Annotated in this window: 15 protein-coding genes; 5 read left to right on the plus strand and 10 right to left on the minus strand. The window is 62.0% G+C overall.

Annotated features, from left to right (window positions below; translation table 11 throughout):
* Positions 1-2: 2 nt before the first annotated feature.
* The 3 genes from ACOYXI_RS08210 to ACOYXI_RS08220 all read right to left on the minus strand — a co-directional run bounded on the left by ACOYXI_RS08210 (position 3) and on the right by ACOYXI_RS08220 (position 5,144).
* Entirely contained in the window at positions 3-1,505 is a 1,503-nt protein-coding gene (locus tag ACOYXI_RS08210; protein ID WP_461674702.1) for an aldehyde dehydrogenase family protein, read from the minus strand.
* Between the two features lie 200 nt (positions 1,506-1,705).
* Complete coding sequence (glsB, locus tag ACOYXI_RS08215; protein WP_027611723.1) at positions 1,706-2,614, minus strand: glutaminase B; 909 nt, start codon at positions 2,612-2,614, stop codon at positions 1,706-1,708.
* Between the two features lie 913 nt (positions 2,615-3,527).
* Positions 3,528-5,144 (minus strand): L,D-transpeptidase family protein, encoded by a 1,617-nt coding sequence (locus ACOYXI_RS08220; protein WP_461674703.1) that lies wholly within the window; start codon positions 5,142-5,144, stop codon positions 3,528-3,530.
* A 150-nt stretch (positions 5,145-5,294) separates the two neighbouring features.
* Here ACOYXI_RS08220 and ACOYXI_RS08225 point away from each other — a divergent pair, with 150 nt between their 5' ends.
* Positions 5,295-6,008 carry a murein L,D-transpeptidase catalytic domain family protein gene (locus ACOYXI_RS08225; protein ID WP_027611721.1) on the plus strand — a complete coding sequence of 238 codons (714 nt, stop codon included), beginning with the start codon at positions 5,295-5,297 and terminating at the stop codon, positions 6,006-6,008.
* Here ACOYXI_RS08225 and ACOYXI_RS08230 read toward each other — a convergent pair.
* Positions 5,956-7,344 carry an MFS transporter gene (locus ACOYXI_RS08230; RefSeq protein WP_461674704.1) on the minus strand — a complete coding sequence of 463 codons (1,389 nt, stop codon included), beginning with the start codon at positions 7,342-7,344 and terminating at the stop codon, positions 5,956-5,958. The genes ACOYXI_RS08225 and ACOYXI_RS08230 overlap by 53 nt on opposite strands.
* A 103-nt stretch (positions 7,345-7,447) precedes the next feature.
* Here ACOYXI_RS08230 and ACOYXI_RS08235 point away from each other — a divergent pair, with 103 nt between their 5' ends.
* Positions 7,448-8,335 carry a LysR family transcriptional regulator gene (locus tag ACOYXI_RS08235; RefSeq protein WP_027611719.1) on the plus strand — a complete coding sequence of 296 codons (888 nt, stop codon included), beginning with the start codon at positions 7,448-7,450 and terminating at the stop codon, positions 8,333-8,335.
* Here ACOYXI_RS08235 and ACOYXI_RS08240 read toward each other — a convergent pair.
* Entirely contained in the window at positions 8,332-8,952 is a 621-nt protein-coding gene (locus ACOYXI_RS08240) for a cell wall hydrolase (protein WP_098964440.1), read from the minus strand. The two genes, ACOYXI_RS08235 and ACOYXI_RS08240, sit on opposite strands and share 4 nt — an antisense overlap.
* A gap of 199 nt (positions 8,953-9,151) precedes the next feature.
* Here ACOYXI_RS08240 and ACOYXI_RS08245 point away from each other — a divergent pair, with 199 nt between their 5' ends.
* The gene (locus tag ACOYXI_RS08245) at positions 9,152-10,003 is read left to right on the plus strand and encodes a CAP domain-containing protein (protein ID WP_282413125.1); all 852 of its coding nucleotides are present in this window, start codon (positions 9,152-9,154) and stop codon (positions 10,001-10,003) included.
* A gap of 571 nt (positions 10,004-10,574) precedes the next feature.
* On the opposite strand, the gene ACOYXI_RS08250 is transcribed toward ACOYXI_RS08245, so the two are convergent.
* From ACOYXI_RS08250 to ACOYXI_RS08270, 5 genes are all read right to left on the minus strand, one after another.
* Positions 10,575-11,033: an REP-associated tyrosine transposase gene (locus ACOYXI_RS08250; RefSeq protein WP_098964443.1), complete on the minus strand. Its 459-nt coding sequence runs from the start codon at positions 11,031-11,033 to the stop codon at positions 10,575-10,577.
* A 666-nt stretch (positions 11,034-11,699) separates the two neighbouring features.
* Positions 11,700-11,855 carry a DUF2474 family protein gene (locus ACOYXI_RS08255; RefSeq protein ID WP_098964444.1) on the minus strand — a complete coding sequence of 52 codons (156 nt, stop codon included), beginning with the start codon at positions 11,853-11,855 and terminating at the stop codon, positions 11,700-11,702.
* Positions 11,842-12,858: a cytochrome d ubiquinol oxidase subunit II gene (gene cydB / locus ACOYXI_RS08260; RefSeq protein ID WP_096796447.1), complete on the minus strand. Its 1,017-nt coding sequence runs from the start codon at positions 12,856-12,858 to the stop codon at positions 11,842-11,844. Before cydB ends, ACOYXI_RS08255 begins: the two co-directional genes overlap by 14 nt.
* A gap of 3 nt (positions 12,859-12,861) precedes the next feature.
* Positions 12,862-14,265, minus strand: coding sequence for a cytochrome ubiquinol oxidase subunit I (locus ACOYXI_RS08265; RefSeq protein WP_095136770.1), 1,404 nt, complete (start codon positions 14,263-14,265; stop codon positions 12,862-12,864).
* A 106-nt stretch (positions 14,266-14,371) separates the two neighbouring features.
* Positions 14,372-16,696 (minus strand): FdhF/YdeP family oxidoreductase, encoded by a 2,325-nt coding sequence (locus ACOYXI_RS08270; protein WP_210558703.1) that lies wholly within the window; start codon positions 16,694-16,696, stop codon positions 14,372-14,374.
* Between the two features lie 357 nt (positions 16,697-17,053).
* Here ACOYXI_RS08270 and moaA point away from each other — a divergent pair, with 357 nt between their 5' ends.
* Positions 17,054-18,052 carry a GTP 3',8-cyclase MoaA gene (gene moaA / locus ACOYXI_RS08275; RefSeq protein ID WP_461674705.1) on the plus strand — a complete coding sequence of 333 codons (999 nt, stop codon included), beginning with the start codon at positions 17,054-17,056 and terminating at the stop codon, positions 18,050-18,052.
* Between the two features lie 35 nt (positions 18,053-18,087).
* On the plus strand, positions 18,088-18,987 hold the full coding sequence (locus ACOYXI_RS08280; protein ID WP_027611711.1) for a bestrophin family protein: 900 nt from the start codon (positions 18,088-18,090) through the stop codon (positions 18,985-18,987).
* The last annotated feature ends 103 nt before the right edge of the window (positions 18,988-19,090 follow it).

Consider the following 19,090-nt stretch of genomic DNA (forward strand, 5'->3'; position numbering starts at 1 on the left):
TTTCAGCGCTTTACGCTGAGGTCGATCTGGGTCATACGGCTACGAACCGTAAACACCCCATCCCCCGAAAGAATCGCACTGCGCGCAAACAGGCGCCCGCTCTCCCAGTTCGAAAGCCCTAGTTCCGGCTTGTTCAGCGCGTACTGGCCATCGACCCAACGGGTAATCCCGTTACCCACAAACGGCGCGTTCACCGCGTTGTAAAAACGCTCTTGCGCAGCAGCATCCTCGCTGATCAGCGACACCGTGAACTGCGGGCTGTAGCGGTTGAACAGCGCGATCGCCTGATCCAGTTCGTCGACAATCATCAGGCTGACTTCCGGGGTTTCTTCCCACTCCCACTCGCGGCCCAGCTCTGATTCCGCCAACGCTTCGGCCAGAGCTTCGGTCTGATAACCCTCGGCGCGATAGACCTCGACCGTCGCGTTCTGCCACTCAGCCGGCAGGTAACTTTCGCTGCCTGTGACGATGTGCAATTTGCAGCCCTGACCGCGTGCGCTGCCGGCCTGCTGCAGCGCATTGAGGAACAGCGGGATCAGCTCGACGGCACGATCACGTTCAATCAGGCAGACGTTCAGCGTGTTGCAGACTTTGCGATCCAGCGAATTACGCACCACGGCGGCGAAGCGCGTGGCGTCGGCGTCACGATCGGCAATCAGCCACGCGCCACCAGTGCCGTGCAGGCTGACCGCCGTGCCCGCCTGCTGGGCGATGCTGCCCAACTGGCTGACCGCGCGGCCCGAACCCCGGGCCACCGCCAGCGACAAACGCCGGTCGGCGAACATCGCCCAGCCGGCGGCGTGATTGACGCTTTCCACCAGCGACACCGCGCCCGCCGGCAGACCGGCATCGGCCAGCGCCGGGTTCAGCGCGTGAGTGACGATCGCTTGCGCGGTGCCCAATGCATCGCTGCCGATGCGCAATACCGCGGTGTTACCGGTGCGCAGAACGCCGGCGGCATCGGCGAACACGTTCGGCCGTCCTTCGAACACGAACGCCACGATGCCCAGCGGCGACACCACTTGCTCGACCTTCCAGCCGTCGTGTTCGACGCTGCTGATGACCTTGCCGCGCGTGGCCGGCGCATCCCGCCAGGCGCGCAGACCGGCGATCATGTCGCGGCGCATGCGTTCGTCGGCGAGCAGTCGGGTGGTCGAGCGGCCACGGGCCTTGGCGCGTTCGATGTCGGCCAGGTTGGCGGCTTCGATCAGGTTCCAGCACTCTGCGGTTTCCAGGCGTTGTGCGAACAGATCGAAGAAGTGGCTGATGGCCTCGTCGGACACCGCCGAAAGCGCGCTGAAAGCCGCTTGCGCACGCTCGATTGCCACAGCAGCCGCTTGTTGGTCAACCACCGGAATCAGCAACAGCTCGCCACTCACCTGCTCGACCAGCAGATGGTCACCGGGCTGAAACCGCGCCGCCAGTTCGGGGCTGACCACGGTCACGCGGTTACCAGCGAAAGGGATCGGCGTGCCAGCGACTAGACGTTCGAGCGCAAGAGACATGAAGCGGATTCACCATATGAGGGGCGGCCGGAAAATGTAGCGGATTCTGCGCTGAAACACACCTTCTACAAACACCACCGAACCTGTGGGAGCTGGCTTGCTCGCGAAGGCGTCGGCACCATCAACATGGATATTGAATGTGCTGGCCTCTTCGCGAGCAAGCCCGCTCCCACAGGTTTCGTGGTGTTTAAAAGATTGGGTCAGAACACCGACCAGCCAATCCGCGAACTGAGCATCTCCAGCGCCGCCATCCCCGCCAGCGAGTTGCCGGCAGCGTTGAGTTCCGGCGACCACACGCACACCGAGAACTGCCCCGGCACCACCGCGACAATGCCGCCGCCAACCCCGCTCTTGCCCGGCAAGCCGACGCGATAAGCGAAGTTGCCGGCCTCGTCGTACAGACCGCTGGTGGCCATGATCGAGTTGACCTGCTGGGTCTGGCGCCGAGTGAGGATCTGTTCGCCGCTGTGCTTGCAGAAACCGTCGTTGGCGAGGAAGCAGAATGCGCGGGCCAGATCGATGCAGTTCATGCGCAGCGCGCAGTGGCTGAAGTAGCTGCGCAGCACCGCTTCGACGTCGTTGTGGAAGTTGCCGAACGATTGCATCAGGTACGCCATGGCCGCGTTGCGGGCGCGATGCTGGTACTCGGATTCGGCGACCTTGCCGTCGACGATCACCTGCGGATTGCCCGACAGGCGCCGCACGAAGTCACGCATCGACAGGGCTGGCGCGGCGAAACGCGACTGGTTGATGTCGCAGATCACCAGCGCCCCAGCGTTGATGAACGGATTGCGCGGACGCCCGCGTTCGAACTCCAGTTGCACCAGCGAGTTGAACGGCTGGCCGGACGGCTCGTGCCCCAGGCGCTCCCAGATCGCTTCGCCGGAATGCTCGATCGCCTGCACCAGACTGAACACCTTGGAAATACTCTGCACCGAGAACGGCGTCTCGGCGTCGCCGGCGCAATACATTTCGCCGTCGTTGCCATACACGGCGATGCCCAGCTGATTGGCCGGCACGGTGCCGAGGGCGGGAATGTAATCAGCCACTTTGCCCTGCCCGATCAGGGGCCGGACAGCGTCAAGAATCTCGTTCAACAGCGCTTGCATGCCGGGTTCCGAAGTCTCGCCCCATGGGATTGCGGGGACACTGGGGCTAGACGCTGCGCAACTGCCACGAATCACACTGGCTATCACAGGGGACTGTGGTAGATGAAAGATTCAGGGCTGGCCACGATCAAGGGTGGGAGTGGGCTTGCTCACGAAGGGGTCGGCACAGTCAGCATTGATGTTGGCTGACCTGACGCTTTCGCGAGCAAGCTCGCTCCCACAAGGGGCTGTGGTGGATGAAGGATTCAGGGCTGGCCACGATCAAGGGTGGGAGTGGGCTTGCTCACGAAGGGGTCGGCACAGTCAGCATTGATGTTGGCTGACCTGACGCTTTCGCGAGCAAGCTCGCTCCCACTGGGGCTGTGGTGGATGAAGGATTCAGGGCTGGCCACGATCAAGTGTGGGAGTGAGCTTGCTCACGAAGGGGCCGGTACAGTCAGCATTGATGTTGACTGAACTGACGCTTTCGCGAGCAAGCCCGCTCCCACTGGGGCTGTGGTAGATGAAAGATTCAGGGCTGGCCACGATCAAGGGTGGGAGTGGGCTTGCTCACGAAGGGGTCGGCACAGTCAGCATTGATGTTGGCTGACCTGACGCTTTCGCGAGCAAGCTCGCTCCCACTGGGGCTGTGGTGGATGAAGGATTCAGGGCTGGCCACGATCAAGTGTGGGAGTGAGCTTGCTCACGAAGGGGTCGGTACAGTCAGCATTGATGTTGACTGAACTGACGCTTTCGCGAGCAAGCCCGCTCCCACTGGGGCTGTGGTGGATGAAGGATTCAGGGCTGGCCACGATCAAGTGTGGGAGTGAGCTTGCTCACGAAGGGGTCGGTACAGTCAGCATTGATGTTGACTGAACTGACGCTTTCGCGAGCAAGCCCGCTCCCACAGGGGGGGCTGCTGCAAATCCGGAACTCAGTGTGCGCCGTCGAGACCGGCGAGCAGCGCACTGTCGCGGCTATAGATATCCGGCGAATAACGCACCTGCCCATCCTTGCCGACCTGTGCCGTCCAGTAGGTCATGAGGATCGGCACCGGTGCCGACAGGCGGAATTCGTGGGTGCTGCCGGTGGCGAGCAAGGTGTCGGTGCGCGTACGTTCCGCCGGGGTCAGTAACAGGTCGCGCAGTTGCATCGGGTGCTCGACCCGCACACAGCCGGAGCTGAAGGCGCGCGGGCCTTTGTCGAACAGGGCCTTGCTCGGCGTATCGTGCAGGTACACCGCGAACGGGTTGGGGAAGCGGATCACCAGTTGCCCCAGCGGATTACGCGGCCCGGCCTCCTGGCGCAGCATGATGTTGCCGGGGTTGTCCCAGTCGATATCCGCTGCGGCCAACGGCTGGCCATGGGCGTCGAGCACCTGCAGGTTCTGCCGGCTGAGGAAGGTCTGATCCTTGCGGATCGCCGGCAGCTTGTCTTCTTTCCAGATGGTCGGCGGCACGGTCCAGGTCGGGTTCAGGGTCAGGCGCGTGACCCGGGATTTGAGCAACGGGGTCTGCCGTTCGGCGCGACCGACCTGGGTACGGGTCTGCCAGACCGGCACGCCGGCCTGATATAGGGTCAGTTCAGCCGCGGCGACGTTGACCAGCAAACCGTCGGGCTCCATGTCCTGGGCCAGCCAGCGGAAACGTTCAAGGTTGACGCGCAATTGTTCGCGGCGCGTCAGCGGGCTGATGTTGAGCTCGGCAATCGTCCCCGGCCCGACTACCCCGTCGGCCTGCAACGAATGGTTGGCCTGGAAGCTCTTCACCGCTTCCACAAGCACGCCCTCATAGGCATTGCCGGGCGTACCGATGGCGTGAGTCAGATAGCCTTCGTTGAACAGGCGTTGGGCCAGTTCCGGCACGCGTTTGTCTTCCATCGCCGGGCGCAGCAACGGGCCGTTGCCCACCGACTGCCAGTGCGGCAAGGCTTGCAGCCGCTGGCTGGCGTAGAGGTGGCGCAGGCTTTGGTATTGCGCCAGACGCGGACGCGCCAGATCGAACGCGGTCTTGATGTCGTGCAGACCGGGCACGGCGATCGCCAGCAATTCCGCCTGACGATCACGCGGGGTGTCATCGGAATGCCACAGCGGCTCGAAATGCGATTGCAGCAGACGACCGTAATGCAGGTCCTGCAGGGCTTGCAGATAAGAGCGGCTGATGTCGATATCGGCGCACAACTCGCCGTCCTGCGGCGGATTGGCCGCCACCGGGTAGCGCTTGGGATTGAGGCCATCATCGGCCAACAGCTGCAACTGCGCGCGCAAGGCCGGCAAACGCCCGGACTCGCTGGCCCACACCGGCAGCCAGTCCTGCTGCTGATAAAACGCCTGCAATTGCGTCAGCGCCGAGCCGCTCAGGTGCGCGGCAATCGCCGGGCACGCCAGGGGCAAACCGATCAGCACCGCTTGCAGCGGACTTTGTGGCTCGACCGGCATTTCCGCCGGCGGCGTCGGCAGGGTCTGCAACGGTGGCAGCGGCTCATCGGCGCAAGCGACAAACGGCGCAGCGAGCAAACAAATGCTCAAGTAGCATGCGTACTTTTTGAACAACTGCTTTACTCCAATCCGTGGCCGTCTGAATGACGGTCAACCTTACATCAGGTGCGCTGAACAGTCAGGCTCGAAACAGGGGTCTGTCGGGTATGACTGGGAGTCAGGAGCCAAAGTGCCAAATAAGTAGCAAGTGAGGACACTTTATAAATGTTGACGTATTTGCGCCGACTTCTGCTGACCACCGCGACCCTCGTCGTCGTGAGCAGCCCAGCTTTCGCCGCCGGCAAACCATCGCCGGTTCTCTTCACCAGCCTCGCCCACGCCGCGCCGGAACTCAATCCCCAAGCGCTGAAAGGTGCCTTGAGCGCCATGCAATGCGCAGTGAACAATGGCGCGAGACCCTCACGCCACCTGGCGATCATCGATTATTCGCAGCCCTCCACCGCCCGCCGGCTGTGGATCTTCGATCTGAACAGAAAGAAACTGGTGCTGCGCGATCTGGTCGCCCACGGTTCAAATTCCGGGGAAAACTTCGCCACCCAGTTCTCCAACCGCGAAGGCAGTTACCAATCCAGCCTCGGTCTGTTCCGCACCCAGGAAAGTTACGAGGGGACCCATGGTTATTCGCTGCGCATGGACGGTCTGGAGCCGGGCTTCAATGATCTGGCCCGCGACCGCGCCATCGTGATCCACGCCGCCGACTACGTGAATCCGTTGTGGAGCAAGCGTCAGGGCCGTATCGGTCGCAGCCAGGGTTGCCCGGCGGTGCGCCCGCAAGTGGCGAAGCAGGTGATCGATAAACTCAAGGACGGCCAGTTCATGTTCTCCTGGTACCCGGACCAGCGCTGGCTGAAGTCCTCGCCGTACCTCAACTGCCAGCCGCAGCAAGTGGCGAGCATCTTGAGTACCCACGCCAGCTGACGATCAGGGCCACGACCATCAGCGCCGCCGCAACCCCGAACGTGCTGTGCAAGCCACTGCCGATGACCTCGGCCGGGGCTTGCGTCGGGTCACCCGTAGCGAAGGCGAACACCGCGCCCATGACCGCCGCGCCGGTGATCAGTCCGAGATTGCGTGACAGCCCGAGCAGGGCCGACACCACGCCGCGCTGATCCTGACTGACCATGGCCATCAACCCGCTATTGTTGGCCGCCTGAAACAACGCGTAATTGCTGGCAATGACCGCCATCGGCAGCAGATACGCCGGCAGACCGAGACTTATCGGCAACAACGCCAACAAACTGCAACCACCGGCCAACCCGAACAACGCCCCCGGCACCACCCGCCGCGCACCGAAGCGATCCACCAGACGCCCCGCCGGCACCCCGCCGCACGCCGCCAGCAGCGGCCCGACCGACAATGCCAGGCCGACCACGGTGCTGCCCAGTCCCAGGCCCCGGCTCAGGTAAAACGGCCCGACCACCAGCGTAGTCATCATCACCGTCGTCACCAGCAACGTAAGCGCCAGGCTGCTGCTCAGACGCGCGTCGGCAAACAATGACAGGCGAATCAGCGGCGCCCTGGCGTTCATCTCGACCGCAACAAACACCCCTGCTCCGCACAGGCTGACCAGCAGCAACATCAGCGTGTAGCCATCGAGCGTCATCGCCAGCGCGTAGGCGGCCAGCGTCAATACCAGCACCACGGTGCCGAGGTAATCAAACGCGACTGCCGATTTGGCCGGGCGATCCGCCGGCAGATATCGATAAACCAGCCACGCGTTGAGCAGGCCCAACGGCACGTTGAGGACAAAGATCGACGGCCAGCCGACATGCGCGATCAGCAGACCGCCCAGCGATGGCCCGAGGCTGGTGCCGGTGGCCGACATGGTTGCCAGCAAGCCCATCGCACTGCCCGCCCGCGCCTTGGGCACCGCATCCGCCACCAGCGCCACCGTCAAGGCGAACATGATCGCCGCGCCAAGGCCCTGCACGGCCCGCGCGCCGATCAACCAGCCAAGCCCCGGCGCCAGCGCACAGCACAGCGAAGCACTGGTAAAAATGCCGATGCCGATCAGCAGCAGTCGCCGCCGCCCGAACACATCGCCCAGACGCCCGACGCTGACAATCAACGTGGTGACCGCCAGCAGGTAGGCCAGCACGATCCACTGCACCTGTTGAAACGTCGCATCGAACGCTGCAGCCAAGGTCGGTAATCCGGCATTGGCGATGCTGGTGTCCAGCGACGGCATCAACATCGACAGCGCCAGACTGGTCAGCGCCCAGCGGGCTTGAGGGGGCAAGGGGGATCCGGGCATCGGGCGCTCCTGGTGCAAAGGTCAGACGGCATAGCCTGCTTCTCGACAAGGCAAGGCGCAAGACGCATGCTTTGCACTTGATACCTGCATGGAACGCCATGTCATGAGCACACCGGATCTGAACCTGTTGATCACCCTCGACGTGTTGTTGCGCGAAGGCAGCGTCGCCCGCGCCGCGCACATTCTGCGGCTGAGCCCGTCGGCCATGAGTCGTGCCCTGGCCCGGCTGCGCGAAACCACTGGCGATCCGTTGCTGGTGCGCGCCGGCCGAGGTCTGGTGCCGACCCCGCGTGCGCTGGAATTGCGTGAGCGGGTCAGCGCTCTGGTGCAGGAAGCCGAGGCGGTGTTGCGCCCCGCCGAAGTGCTCGATCCCGGCCAGTTGCAGCGCACCTTCACCCTGCGCAACACCGACGGATTTGTCGAAACCTTCGCCGCCGCGCTGCTCGCGCGCATCGCTGAAGAAGCACCCGGCGTGCGCCTGCGCTTTGTGCAGAAAGCCGACAAGGACAGCACGCCGCTGCGCGAAGGCCGGGTCGATCTGGAGACCGGCGTGGTCGACGACAGCACCGACCCGACGCTGCACAGCCGCATTCTGTTTGAGGATCACTGGATCGGTGTGGTGCGCGAAGGCCATCCGTTGAGCTCGGGCAAGATCAGCAGCAAACGCTTTGCCGGCGGCCAGCACATTCTGATCTCACGGCGCGGGCGCAGCAGCGGCCCGGTCGACGAAGCGTTGCTCGCCGCAGGTCTGACGCGGGATATCGTCACGTCATTCGGCGGCTTTTCGGCGGCGCTGACGCTGGTGCGCGAATCGGACCTGATCGCCACGGTTCCGGAGCGTCACACCAGCAAGCTGCGCATGGGCCTGCACAGCTTCGCCCTGCCCTTCAGGATGCCGCCGATCAGCGTGTCGATGCTCTGGCACCCACGGATGGACGCCGACCCGGCGCACCGCTGGCTGCGCAACTGTGTGCGGGAAGTCTGCGTTTAACGCGCGTCGCCCCCAGCCGGTTTGTAGAACAGGAATTTTCCGACCGCGGCGGTCTTTTTGTACTCCCTGGCCCAGCTCGGATGCACCTGGCGATCATGGAAATACAGTGCGCCATGGGTGCGATCCGGCAACTGGCGGTTGAGTGCCTTGCCGGCGATGTCCTTGGCCAGGGTGTATTCGGCGTCTTCCTTGACCTGATCGGCCTTGCCATCGCACCACCAGGAAAACTGGCAGCTCTTGGTTTCCGAACCTTGCTTGACCACTTCGCACACTGTGCCGGGAAAGCCGTCGTGCCCCAGGCGATTCATCACCACATTGGCCACCGCCTCCATTTCCGGGGTGTCGCGACCCTTGGCTTCCCAGTAGATACTGCGCGCCAGGCAGGTGATCGGATCGTCCAGCGGCGCGGTGCCGGCGGGGTCAACCGCCTGCACTTCAGTGGGGGTGATCGCTTCGGATTTGGGTGCTGGCGCCGCGCTGACTTTGTCGGCGGCCTTCTCTTCCAGCACCTGGGCTTTCTCTTCGGCCTTGGCCTTGATCGGGGTCTGATCGGTGGCGTTCACAACGCCGGCCATAAGGGTTAATGCGAAACAGCCAGCCAACCATTTCAATCCCATGTCAGTTCTTCCGGCAGCGCCCGTTCCGGGCAAGGTGTTTCGTGGGGGAGACGCCCGGTTCCCGGGGCCTTCGGAGAGTGTAGACGGCAAATACCGCAGTAACGTTCCGCAGAAAAATCCGCTCGGTAAAGAAAAAGACATTGCATTCCCCCGGGCCATTTCGCGCATCATGAGCGCACTCAGCTCAAGGGAGATTTCCATGCGCTTCATGCCATCCGTCTTGCGTTTTGCCACGCTGTCCGTGGGCCTGGTCGTGGCCGCCTCGGCCATGGCTGCCGACGAGTCGCAACTGATCGAGTCGATCAATGCCTACCGCAGCCAACCGCAGCGCTGCGGCAGCCAGGCGTCTAGTGAACTGCCACCGCTGTCGGCCGATCCACGGCTGAGACTGCCGGCCGCCGGTGCGGTCGATCTGCAACAGGCCATGGCCAGCGCCAGCTACCCGATGGTCAACGTGCAGGCGATCACCCTCAACGGCCCACGGGATGCAGCGTCGGCGATGAAGGCGATTGAGGAAAGTTTCTGCCAGGTGGTGCTGGACCCGCAGTTCGTCGATGTCGGGGTCAGCCGTGCTGATCGTGACTGGCGTATTGTGCTGGCGCGACCTCTACTGTCGGCGAAGCTCGGCGATGCGCAAAGCGAAGGCCAGAAGTTGCTCGAACAACTCAACGCCGCTCGCGCCCAACCGCGTCAATGCGGCGGCCAGGCCTTTGCCGCGGCCGGGCCACTGGCCTGGAACGCGAGCCTGGGCACGATCTCCCAGGATCACAGCCGCGACATGGCCAACAACAACTACTTTGATCACAAGGACCGCGACGGCCGCACCCCGGGCGACCGCGCCGAACTGGCCGGCTACAGCGGGCAACTGGTCGGCGAGAACATCGCTGCCGGCCAAGACACCGTGCGCAAGGTCGTCGACGGCTGGCTCGCCAGCCCCGGCCACTGCGCCAACCTGATGAACCCGCAATACAAAGAACTCGGCGCCGCCTACGCGACCGACCCAAAGAGCAGCGCCGGGATTTACTGGACCGCGATGTTTGGGGCGCAATAGCCCGCCTTCAGAAAACACCGAAGACCCAAGGTGGGAGTGGGCTTGCTCACGAAGGGGCCGGCGCATTCAGCATCAATGTCGACTGACCTGACGCTTTCGCGAGCAAGCCCGCTCCCACTGGGGATCGTCGGTGAATGAAGGATTTGCGGCTGGACGCTATCAAGTGTGGGAGTGGGCTTGCTCACGAAGAGGCCGGCGCATTCGGCATCAATGTCGGCTGACCTGACGCCTTCGCGAGCAAGCCCGCTCCCACTGGGGATCGTCGGTGAATGAAGGATTTGCGGCTGGCCGCGATCAAGGGTGGGAGTGGGCTTGCTCACGAAGGGGTCAGCACATTCAGCATCAATGTCGACTGACCTGACGCTTTCGCGAGCAAGCCCGCTCCCACTGGGGATAGGTGCTGGGTGAAGGATTTGCGGCTGGCGGCGATCAAGGGTGGGAGTGGGCTTGCTCACGAAGGGGCCGGCACATTCAGCATTGATGTCGACTGAGCGGACGCCTTCGCGAGCAAGCCCGCTCCCACTGGGATCGCATTTGTTCTGAAGTAATGCGGTGTATGCACATCCTGATCTCAAACCCAGATCGCATCCCATAACGGATAGTCACCGAGTTTTTTTACCAGTCCGGCCCGCAGTGGATTAGCCACTACATAGCGGGCCAGTTTCACCAGGTCCTCCTCTCGACGTAATGCATGATCATGAAAACCGTGCTGCCAAAGGCTCCCGGTTCTACCGGCTGCTGTGTTCACTGAACGAGTACTCAGGGATTTGACCTGGCACATCAATTGTCCAAGTGTTCCCTTTTGCAACTGGATCAGCCAATGAAAATGATCCGGCATGACAACCCATGCCAATGTCTCGGCAAACCCCTCCTCCTGCGCCTGCCTGAACTGATGTACAACCAACCGGCCGAGCCTGTAATCCGTGAACACCGGCTCACGCCCCAAGGTATTGGCGGTTAGTAGGTAGATCTGATTTTCTTCGCAATGACGGCCGGTTCGCAGGCGATGTGATGAATAACGTTTGGGCATTCCTTTGCCTTGTTCATGGTTGAATTCAGAAAAAGGCTAGATCAGCCATCACAGTGCGCCGAACATGTTTGTTGGCAGGATGTGTCTGCGCACCGGATCAACTGTGGGAGTGGGCTTGCTCACGAAGAGGTCGGCACACTCAGCATCAATGTCGGCTGACCTGACGCCTTCGCGAGCAAGCCCGCTCCCACTGGGGGATCGTCGGTGAATGAAGGGTTTGGGGCTGGCCGCGATCAAGGGTGGGAGTGGGCTTGCTCACGAAGGGGCCGGCACATTCAGCATCATTGTCGACTGACCTGACGCCTTCGCGAGCAAGCCCGCTCCCACTGGGGGATCGTCGGTGATGAAGGATTTGCGGCTGGCCGCGATCAAGGGTGGGAGTGGGCTTGCTCACGAAGAGGTCGGCACACTCAGCATCAATGTCGGCTGACCTGACGCCTTCGCGAGCAAGCCCGCTCCCACAAGGGATCGTCGGTGATGAAGGATTTGCGGCTGGCCGCGATCAAGGGTGGGAGTGGGCTTGCTCACGAAAGGGCCGGCACATTCAGCATCAATGTCGACTGACCTGACGCCTTCGCGAGCGAGCCCGCTCCCACTGGGGGCATCAGTGATGTTCAGAATTGCGGGCACAAAAAAACCGGAGTCATGGCTCCGGTTTTTTTATTGTCAGTGGGTCCTCATTCCTGCTGCATACATCGCCAGTTTCAGCACACTCGCCACCACGGCGAGTGACACGACGCTGCCGAACCAGATCAGCAACAACCAGCCCAAACGCTGGTACCAGCGGGAGGATCTGACCTCACGCGAATCAATGGTAGCCATCGCCAATCCTCACTTTGCCGCGGAATACGTAGTAGCTCCAGAAGGTGTACATCAGGATCACCGGCAGGATGAACAGTGCGCCGATCAGGGCGAACAACTGGCTCGAAGGCGGAGACGCCGCCGCCCACAGGCTCACCGATGGCGGGATGATGTTCGGCCAGATGCTCAGCGCCAGACCGATGTAACCGAGCAGCATCAACACCAGAGTGAACACGAACGGCCAGTGGGTGTGACGCTGACGCAAGGTACGCAGCAGCCCGAACAACGCCAGCAGCGCCAGCACCACCAACCCGGCGAACACCATCAAGTGCCCGCTGGTCGACCAGCGAGTGGCCAGCTCCGGGTGCAACTTCAGTGTCCACGCACCAATCACCACCACCATCGCCGTCAGCAACCACGCCAGCGGCCGGGTGAACAGACGCATCCGCGACTCGAGCATGCCTTCGGTCTTGACCAGCAACCAGGTGCTGCCCAGCAGCGCATAAGCCACCACCAGACCGACGCCGCACACCAGCGGAAACGGCGCCAGCCAGTCCAGGCCGCCACCAGCAAACTGCCGATTCACCACGGGAATGCCCGATACGTACGCGCCGATCGCCACACCCTGGGAGAACGTCGCCAGCAGCGAACCGCCGATGAACGCCTTGTCCCACCAGTGACGCTTTTGCGCTGACGACTTGAAGCGAAACTCGAACGCCACGCCACGGAAAATCAGCCCGCAGAGCATCAGGATCAGCGGCAGGTACAACGCCTCCAGAATCACCCCGTAGGCCAGTGGAAACGCGCCATACAACGCCGCGCCACCAAGCACCAGCCAGGTTTCGTTGCCGTCCCACACCGGGGCGACTGTGTTCATCATCACGTCGCGCTCCTGCTCATCCGGGATCAGCGGAAACAGGATCCCCAAGCCCAGATCGAAGCCGTCCATGATCACGTACATCATCACCCCGAAGGCGATGATCACACCCCAGATCAACGAGAGATCGATACCTTGAATACCCATGACTCAATGCTCCTTCATCGGGGCGGTAGCCGCCGAAATAGGCCGGCGCGGGGTCTGCAACTGATCGCCCTCCGGCGGATGTTCGTGATGCGGCTGCGGGCCCTTGCGCACCAGTTTCATCATGTAGCCGATGCCCACGGTGAACACCGAGCAGTAGATCACCACGAACAGCAACAGCGAGGTGCTCATCTGCGCCACCGAGTGGTGCGACGCGGCGTCATGGGTGCGCATCAGGCCGTAAACCACCCACGGCTGACGCCCGACTTCGGTGGTGATCCAGCCGGCCAGCAACGCGATCAACCCGCTCGGCCCCATCAGCAATACCAGACGCTGGAAGCCGCGATGCTGATAGAGCTTGCCGCCACGGCGCAGCGCCAGACCGAGCACACCGACGAGGATCATCAACATGCCCAGCCCGGCCATCACGCGAAAGCTCCAGAAGATGATGGTCGAGTTCGGCCGATCCTCTTTCGGAAAGCTCTTGAGCGCCGGGATCTGCTTGTCGAGGCTGTGGGTCAGGATCAGGCTGCCGAGGTACGGAATTTCCAGCGCGTACTTGGTCTTCTCCGCCTGCATGTCGGGGATGCCGAACAGCACCAGCGGCGTCGGGCCATTGTCGGCGTTTTCCCAGTGGCCTTCGATGGCGGCGATTTTTGCCGGTTGATGCTCCAGGGTGTTCAAACCATGGGCGTCACCGACCACCGCCTGAATTGGTGCCACGATCAGCGCCATCCACAACGCCATGGAAAACATCCTGCGCACCGGCGCGGTATTGTTGCCGCGCAGCAAATGCCAGGCCGCCGACGAGCCCACGAAGAAGGCCGTGGCGACGAACGCGGCGATCGCCATGTGCGCCAGACGGAACGGAAACGACGGGTTGAACACAATCGCCAGCCAGTCCAGCGGCATCACCCGCCCATCGACGATTTCAAAGCCCTGTGGGGTCTGCATCCAGCTGTTGGACGCGAGAATCCAGAACGTTGAAATCAGCGTGCCGATAGCGACCATCACCGTGGCAAAGAAGTGCAAGCCACGGCCGACGCGGTTCCAGCCGAACAGCATGACCCCGAGGAAACCGGCCTCAAGGAAGAACGCCGTCAGCACCTCATAGGTCAGCAACGGCCCGGTGATGCTCCCGGCGAAGTCGGAAAAGCCGCTCCAGTTAGTGCCGAACTGGTACGCCATGACCAGCCCCGAGACCACGCCCATGCCGAAGTTGACGGCAAAGATCTTCGACCAGAAGTGGTAGAGATCGCGGTAGGTGTCGTCACGGGTTTTCAGCCACAGGCCTTCGAGTACCGCGAGGAAACTCGCCAGGCCGATGGTGATCGCCGGGAAGATAATGTGGAACGAAACCGTGAACGCGAATTGAATTCGCGCCAGGTCCAGTGCCTCCATGTTGAGCATGATGATGTCCTCATCCAGGCTGAAAAGCGGCAGCACGTCGCCGGGCCACCGCCAGGCGCGAACGCCTGCAGCCATTCAAATTGCCAAGGTTTTTATAAGTAGCGGGTCAGGCCAGCGATGACGGGATCAGGTTGCTGACCTTGGCCGCTTCGAGGCGAATCGCGACGAATTTCGAGGTCGGCGTGTAGGTCCGGTCGCCGTAGCTTTCCAGCGGCACCAGCGGGTTGGTTTCCGGGTAGTACGCCGCCGCCTGACCGGGCGGAATGTCGTAGGCGATCAGGGTGAACCCGCTGACCCGGCGCTCGCGCTTGTCATCCCACAGCGCCACCAGATCGACCTTCTGCCCCGGTTCGAAACCGAGACGCTGGATGTCCTGCTCGTTGGCGAAGATCACGTCGCGCATGCCGTAGACACCGCGATAACGGTCGTCGAGGCCGTACAGCGTGGTGTTGTACTGATCGTGGGAACGCATGGTCTGCAGGATCAGATCCGGCTTGACCGGCAGGTTGCGCACGCCTTCGCTGATCAGGTGTTCCGGCAGCACGCACGGGGTGAACTGGGCTTTGCCGGACTCGGTGTTCCAGACCCGATCCGAGGCATCGTTGCCGAGGTGGAAGCCGCCCGGAGTCAGCAGTTTTTCGTTAAAGTTCTCGAAGCCCGGAATCACATCGCCGATCAAATTGCGAATGCGCCCGTAATCGCCCACGACCCACTCCCAGTCGATTGGATGCTTGCCCAAGGTCGCGGCGGCAATCCCGGCAATGATCGCCGGCTCGGACTTCAAGTGCGCCGACTTCGGTTTCAACTGACCGAACGACAAGTGCACCATGCTGAAGGTGTCTTCCACGGTCACGCCTTGCGGGCCTTCGGCCTGGATGTCGATGTCGGTGCGGCCGAGGCACGGCAGGATCAATGCGTCGCGACCGGTGACCAGATGGCTGCGGTTGAGCTTGGTCGAAATGTGCACCGTCAGGTCGAGTTTGCGCATCGCTTCGTGGGTTCGCGGGGTGTCCGGCGTGGCTTGGGCAAAGTTGCCGCCCAAACCGATAAACACTTTGGCTTCGCCACGCTCCATCGCACCGATCGCCATCACCGTGTTGTGCCCGTGCATGCGCGGCACTTTGAAGTTGAAGCGTTTTTCCAGGGCGTCCATCAGCTCCTTCGGCGCCAGTTCGTTGATGCCCATGGTGCGGTCGCCCTGCACGTTACTGTGCCCGCGCACCGGCGACAGACCGGCACCCGGACGGCCAACGTTGCCGCGCAACAGTTGCAGGTTGATGACTTCCTGCAGGGTCGGCACCGAGTGCACGTGTTGGGTCAGGCCCATGGCCCAGCACATGATCACGCTCTTGGCGCGGCCATACATGCGCGCGGCCAGTTCGATGTCGTGCAACGGCACGCCGGACTGCTCGAGGATGTGCTCCCAAGTCGTGGCGTCGACTTCTGCCAGGTAGCTGTCCAGACCCGAAGTGTGCTCCGCGATAAACGCATGGTCGAACACCGGTTCGCCACCGCTAGCCTGGGCTTCACGCTCCCACTGCAGAAGGAATTTGACCATGCCGCGAATCATCGCCATGTCGCCACCCAGCGCCGGGCGGAAGTACGCGGTGTTGGTCGCTTCCCAACCGTTGCTGAGCATCTCGATCGGGTTCTGCGGGTTCTGGAAACGTTCCAGGCCACGCTCTTTCAGCGGGTTGATGCACACCACTTGCGCGCCACGTTTCACCGCTTCACGCAGCGGTTCGAGCATGCGTGGGTGGTTGGTGCCGGGGTTCTGGCCGATGACGAAAATCGCGTCGGCATGATGCAGATCCTCGTAGACCACGGTGCCCTTGCCCACGCCCAGCGTCTCGCCCATGCTCACCGCACTGGCTTCGTGGCACATGTTCGAGCAGTCGGGAAAGTTGTTGGTGCCGTAGGCGCGGACGAACAACTGATAGAGAAACGCCGCTTCGTTGCTGGCCCGGCCCGAGGTATAGAACTCGGCCTCGTGCGGCGATTTCAGACCCTTGAGGTGTTCGGCGATCAGCGCGAACGCATCTTCCCAGGTGGTTTCCACATAGCGGTCGACCCGCGCGTCGTAACGCATCGGGTGGGTCAGACGGCCCTGATATTCCAGCCAGTAGTCGCTCTGCTCGGCCAGGCTCGATACCGTGTACTTGTTGAAGAACGCCGGGTCGACCAAGCGCCCGGTCGCCTCCCAGTTCACCGCTTTGGCGCCGTTCTCGCAGAACTTGAGCATGCTCGCACCGGGCGCTTCACCCCACGCACAGCCCGGGCAGTCGAAGCCGCCGTTCTGGTTGGTCTTGAGCATGGCGCGGATGTTTTTCAGGGCGTTTTCACTGCCCAGCCAGCTTTTGGTCAGGCTGATCACAGCCCCCCAACCGGCAGCGGCTCCCTTGTAAGGTTTGTAACGGTCGACTTGTGACATGGGACATCTCCATGACGATGCACACAGGCATGAACCTGATCTTGGTTAAACAGCGACGGCCGACTTTGCACAGCAATAAAGTGGTCGTTTCAGTTGCCGGAGCAAGGATATGAACCGTTACAAAACATTGTCTAATCGCTATTTATGACCACATTATCGAAACCCTCTATCACGGCGAAAAACCCTTTATTTACGAGGCGTTGCGAAACTAAAACGGTAACTTCCGAGAGAAAATAATTGATCATCGACGCGCTCAATCAAGCGGTCATAAACAGTGATTGGACGAGATCTGAAGTTGCCCATAATCTGCGCTAACCAGTTCCGTCAATGCGGACTTCCCACTTCTGCGAGGCTGTCATGTCAGAGCGTGTCCTGATCGATGGTTACAACCGCCGCGTCGACTATCTGCGCATGTCGGTCACCGACCGCTGCGACTTCCGCTGCGTGTATTGCATGGCCGAGGACATGCAGTTCCTGCCGCGCCAGCAAGTGCTGACGCTGGAGGAGATCTATCAACTGGCGCAGAGCTTCGTGGCACTGGGCACGCGCAAGATTCGCCTGACCGGCGGCGAGCCGCTGATTCGTCCGGGCGTGGTCAAGCTGTGCGAGCAGATCGCCGCCCTGCCCGGCCTGCGTGAACTGTGCATGACCACCAATGGCTCGCAGCTGGGCAAACTCGCCGCGCCGCTGTTCGACGCCGGGGTCAAGCGACTGAACATCAGCCTCGACAGCCTCGACCCGGATCGTTTCAAGCAAATGACCCGCACCGGTGATCTGGCACAGGTGATCAGCGGCATCGATGCGGCGCGCAAGGCCGGTTTCACCCGAACCAAACTCAACGTGGTGGTGATGCAGGGGCGCAACGATCAGGAGATCAACGATCTGGTGAGCTTTGCCATCGACCGCCAGCTCGACGTCTCCTTCATCGAGGAAATGCCGCTGGGGATCATCAGCGAACACAGCCGCGCCGAGACGTTTTTCTCCAGCGCCCAGGTGCGCGAAAAAATCGCCAAGCGCTACACCCTGATCGACTCCGCCGAGTCGACCCAGGGCCCGTCGCGCTACTGGCGGCTGGCCGAGGCGCCAGACATTCGTCTGGGCTTTATCTCGCCGCACAGCCACAATTTCTGCGGTACTTGCAACCGGGTGCGGCTGACTGTCGAGGGGCGCCTGCTACTGTGTCTGGGTAACGAGCATTCGATGGATCTCAAAGCCGTGTTGCGCGCTCATCCGGGGCAACCAGAGCGGCTGGAGAAGGCCATCATCGAAGCGATGAAACTCAAGCCGTATCGGCACAATTTCGAAGTGAACGACGACGTTCAGGTCGTGCGCTTCATGAACATGACCGGCGGCTGAGCCGCCCTCACCCTGCGTAACCGGGATCACCCAGCATGATCATCAGACCCAAGGTCAACCAATTCGCCATCCTCTTCACCCTCAAGGGTTCGATCGCCAAACGTATCGCCCTGCGCACCCTGATGGTCACCCTGCTGGCTTCTGCCATCGTGCTGATTGAAATGCTCCATCCGAGCAACTTCACCAAGGTCAACGCCACGCCGTTCACCCTGCTCGGGCTGTCGCTGTCGATCTTCATGAATTTTCGCAACAACGCCTGCTACGACCGCTGGTATGAAGCGCGCAAGGCCTGGGGCGATGTGCTGGTGCACATCCGTTCGGTGATTCGCGAAACCCATGTCATCCGCGAATCGGCGCAGCGCAAGCCGTTGCTGCTCAACCTCTGCGGGTTTGCTCATGCGCTGAATGCGCGATTGCGCCGGGAAAGCGAAGCGGCGGCCAGCAGCAAGTGGATCACCCCGCAACACGATGCGCGGGTGCCGGACTACAGTGGACGGATTCTGCAGCAGGTCGGCCAGCAATGTTCGGATCTGCATCAAAGCGGCGAACTGAGCGAGTGGCGCTACATGCTGCTGGCCAATCACCTGACCAGCCTGACTCAGGCACAAGCGGTGTGCGAGCGAATCAAGAACACCCCGCTGCCCTTCCCCTACACCCTGCTGCTGCACCGCACGATTTACCTGTTCTGCATCCTGCTGCCGTTCGCCATGGCCGAACCGCTGGGCTGGCTGACCCCGCTGTTCACGGCGATTGTCAGCTACACGTTCTTTGGTCTGGATGCGATTGCCGATGAACTGGAAGACCCGTTCGGCCGCGACGAAAACGATTTGGCGACTGACTCGCTGGTGCGCACTATCGAGCGTGACATTCTCAGCGAACTGGGCGAAACCGACCTGCCGCCGATGTTGCTGCCGGTGGACTATGTGCTGAGCTGAGCTCGTTCCCTCTGTAGGAGTGAGCCTGCTCGCGATAGCGGTCGACCAGTCAGTGAAGATATTGACTGTGCCGCCGCCTTCGCGAGCAGGCTCACTCCTACAG

The sequence above is a fragment of the Pseudomonas sp. G3-19 genome (assembly GCF_054855875.1).

Coding starts and splice junctions, on each gene's coding strand:
- ACOYXI_RS08230 (WP_461674704.1), bottom strand. CDS start 7,344: ATGCCCGGATCCCCCTTGCCCCCTCAAGCCCGCTGGGCGCTGACCAGT.
- ACOYXI_RS08245 (WP_282413125.1), top strand. CDS start 9,152: ATGCGCTTCATGCCATCCGTCTTGCGTTTTGCCACGCTGTCCGTGGGC.
- cydB (WP_096796447.1), bottom strand. CDS start 12,858: ATGGGTATTCAAGGTATCGATCTCTCGTTGATCTGGGGTGTGATCATC.
- ACOYXI_RS08225 (WP_027611721.1), top strand. CDS start 5,295: ATGTTGACGTATTTGCGCCGACTTCTGCTGACCACCGCGACCCTCGTC.
- ACOYXI_RS08210 (WP_461674702.1), bottom strand. CDS start 1,505: ATGTCTCTTGCGCTCGAACGTCTAGTCGCTGGCACGCCGATCCCTTTC.
- ACOYXI_RS08255 (WP_098964444.1), bottom strand. CDS start 11,855: ATGGCTACCATTGATTCGCGTGAGGTCAGATCCTCCCGCTGGTACCAG.
- ACOYXI_RS08270 (WP_210558703.1), bottom strand. CDS start 16,696: ATGTCACAAGTCGACCGTTACAAACCTTACAAGGGAGCCGCTGCCGGT.
- moaA (WP_461674705.1), top strand. CDS start 17,054: ATGTCAGAGCGTGTCCTGATCGATGGTTACAACCGCCGCGTCGACTAT.
- glsB (WP_027611723.1), bottom strand. CDS start 2,614: ATGCAAGCGCTGTTGAACGAGATTCTTGACGCTGTCCGGCCCCTGATC.
- ACOYXI_RS08265 (WP_095136770.1), bottom strand. CDS start 14,265: ATGCTCAACATGGAGGCACTGGACCTGGCGCGAATTCAATTCGCGTTC.
- ACOYXI_RS08240 (WP_098964440.1), bottom strand. CDS start 8,952: ATGGGATTGAAATGGTTGGCTGGCTGTTTCGCATTAACCCTTATGGCC.
- ACOYXI_RS08250 (WP_098964443.1), bottom strand. CDS start 11,033: ATGCCCAAACGTTATTCATCACATCGCCTGCGAACCGGCCGTCATTGC.
- ACOYXI_RS08280 (WP_027611711.1), top strand. CDS start 18,088: ATGATCATCAGACCCAAGGTCAACCAATTCGCCATCCTCTTCACCCTC.
- ACOYXI_RS08235 (WP_027611719.1), top strand. CDS start 7,448: ATGAGCACACCGGATCTGAACCTGTTGATCACCCTCGACGTGTTGTTG.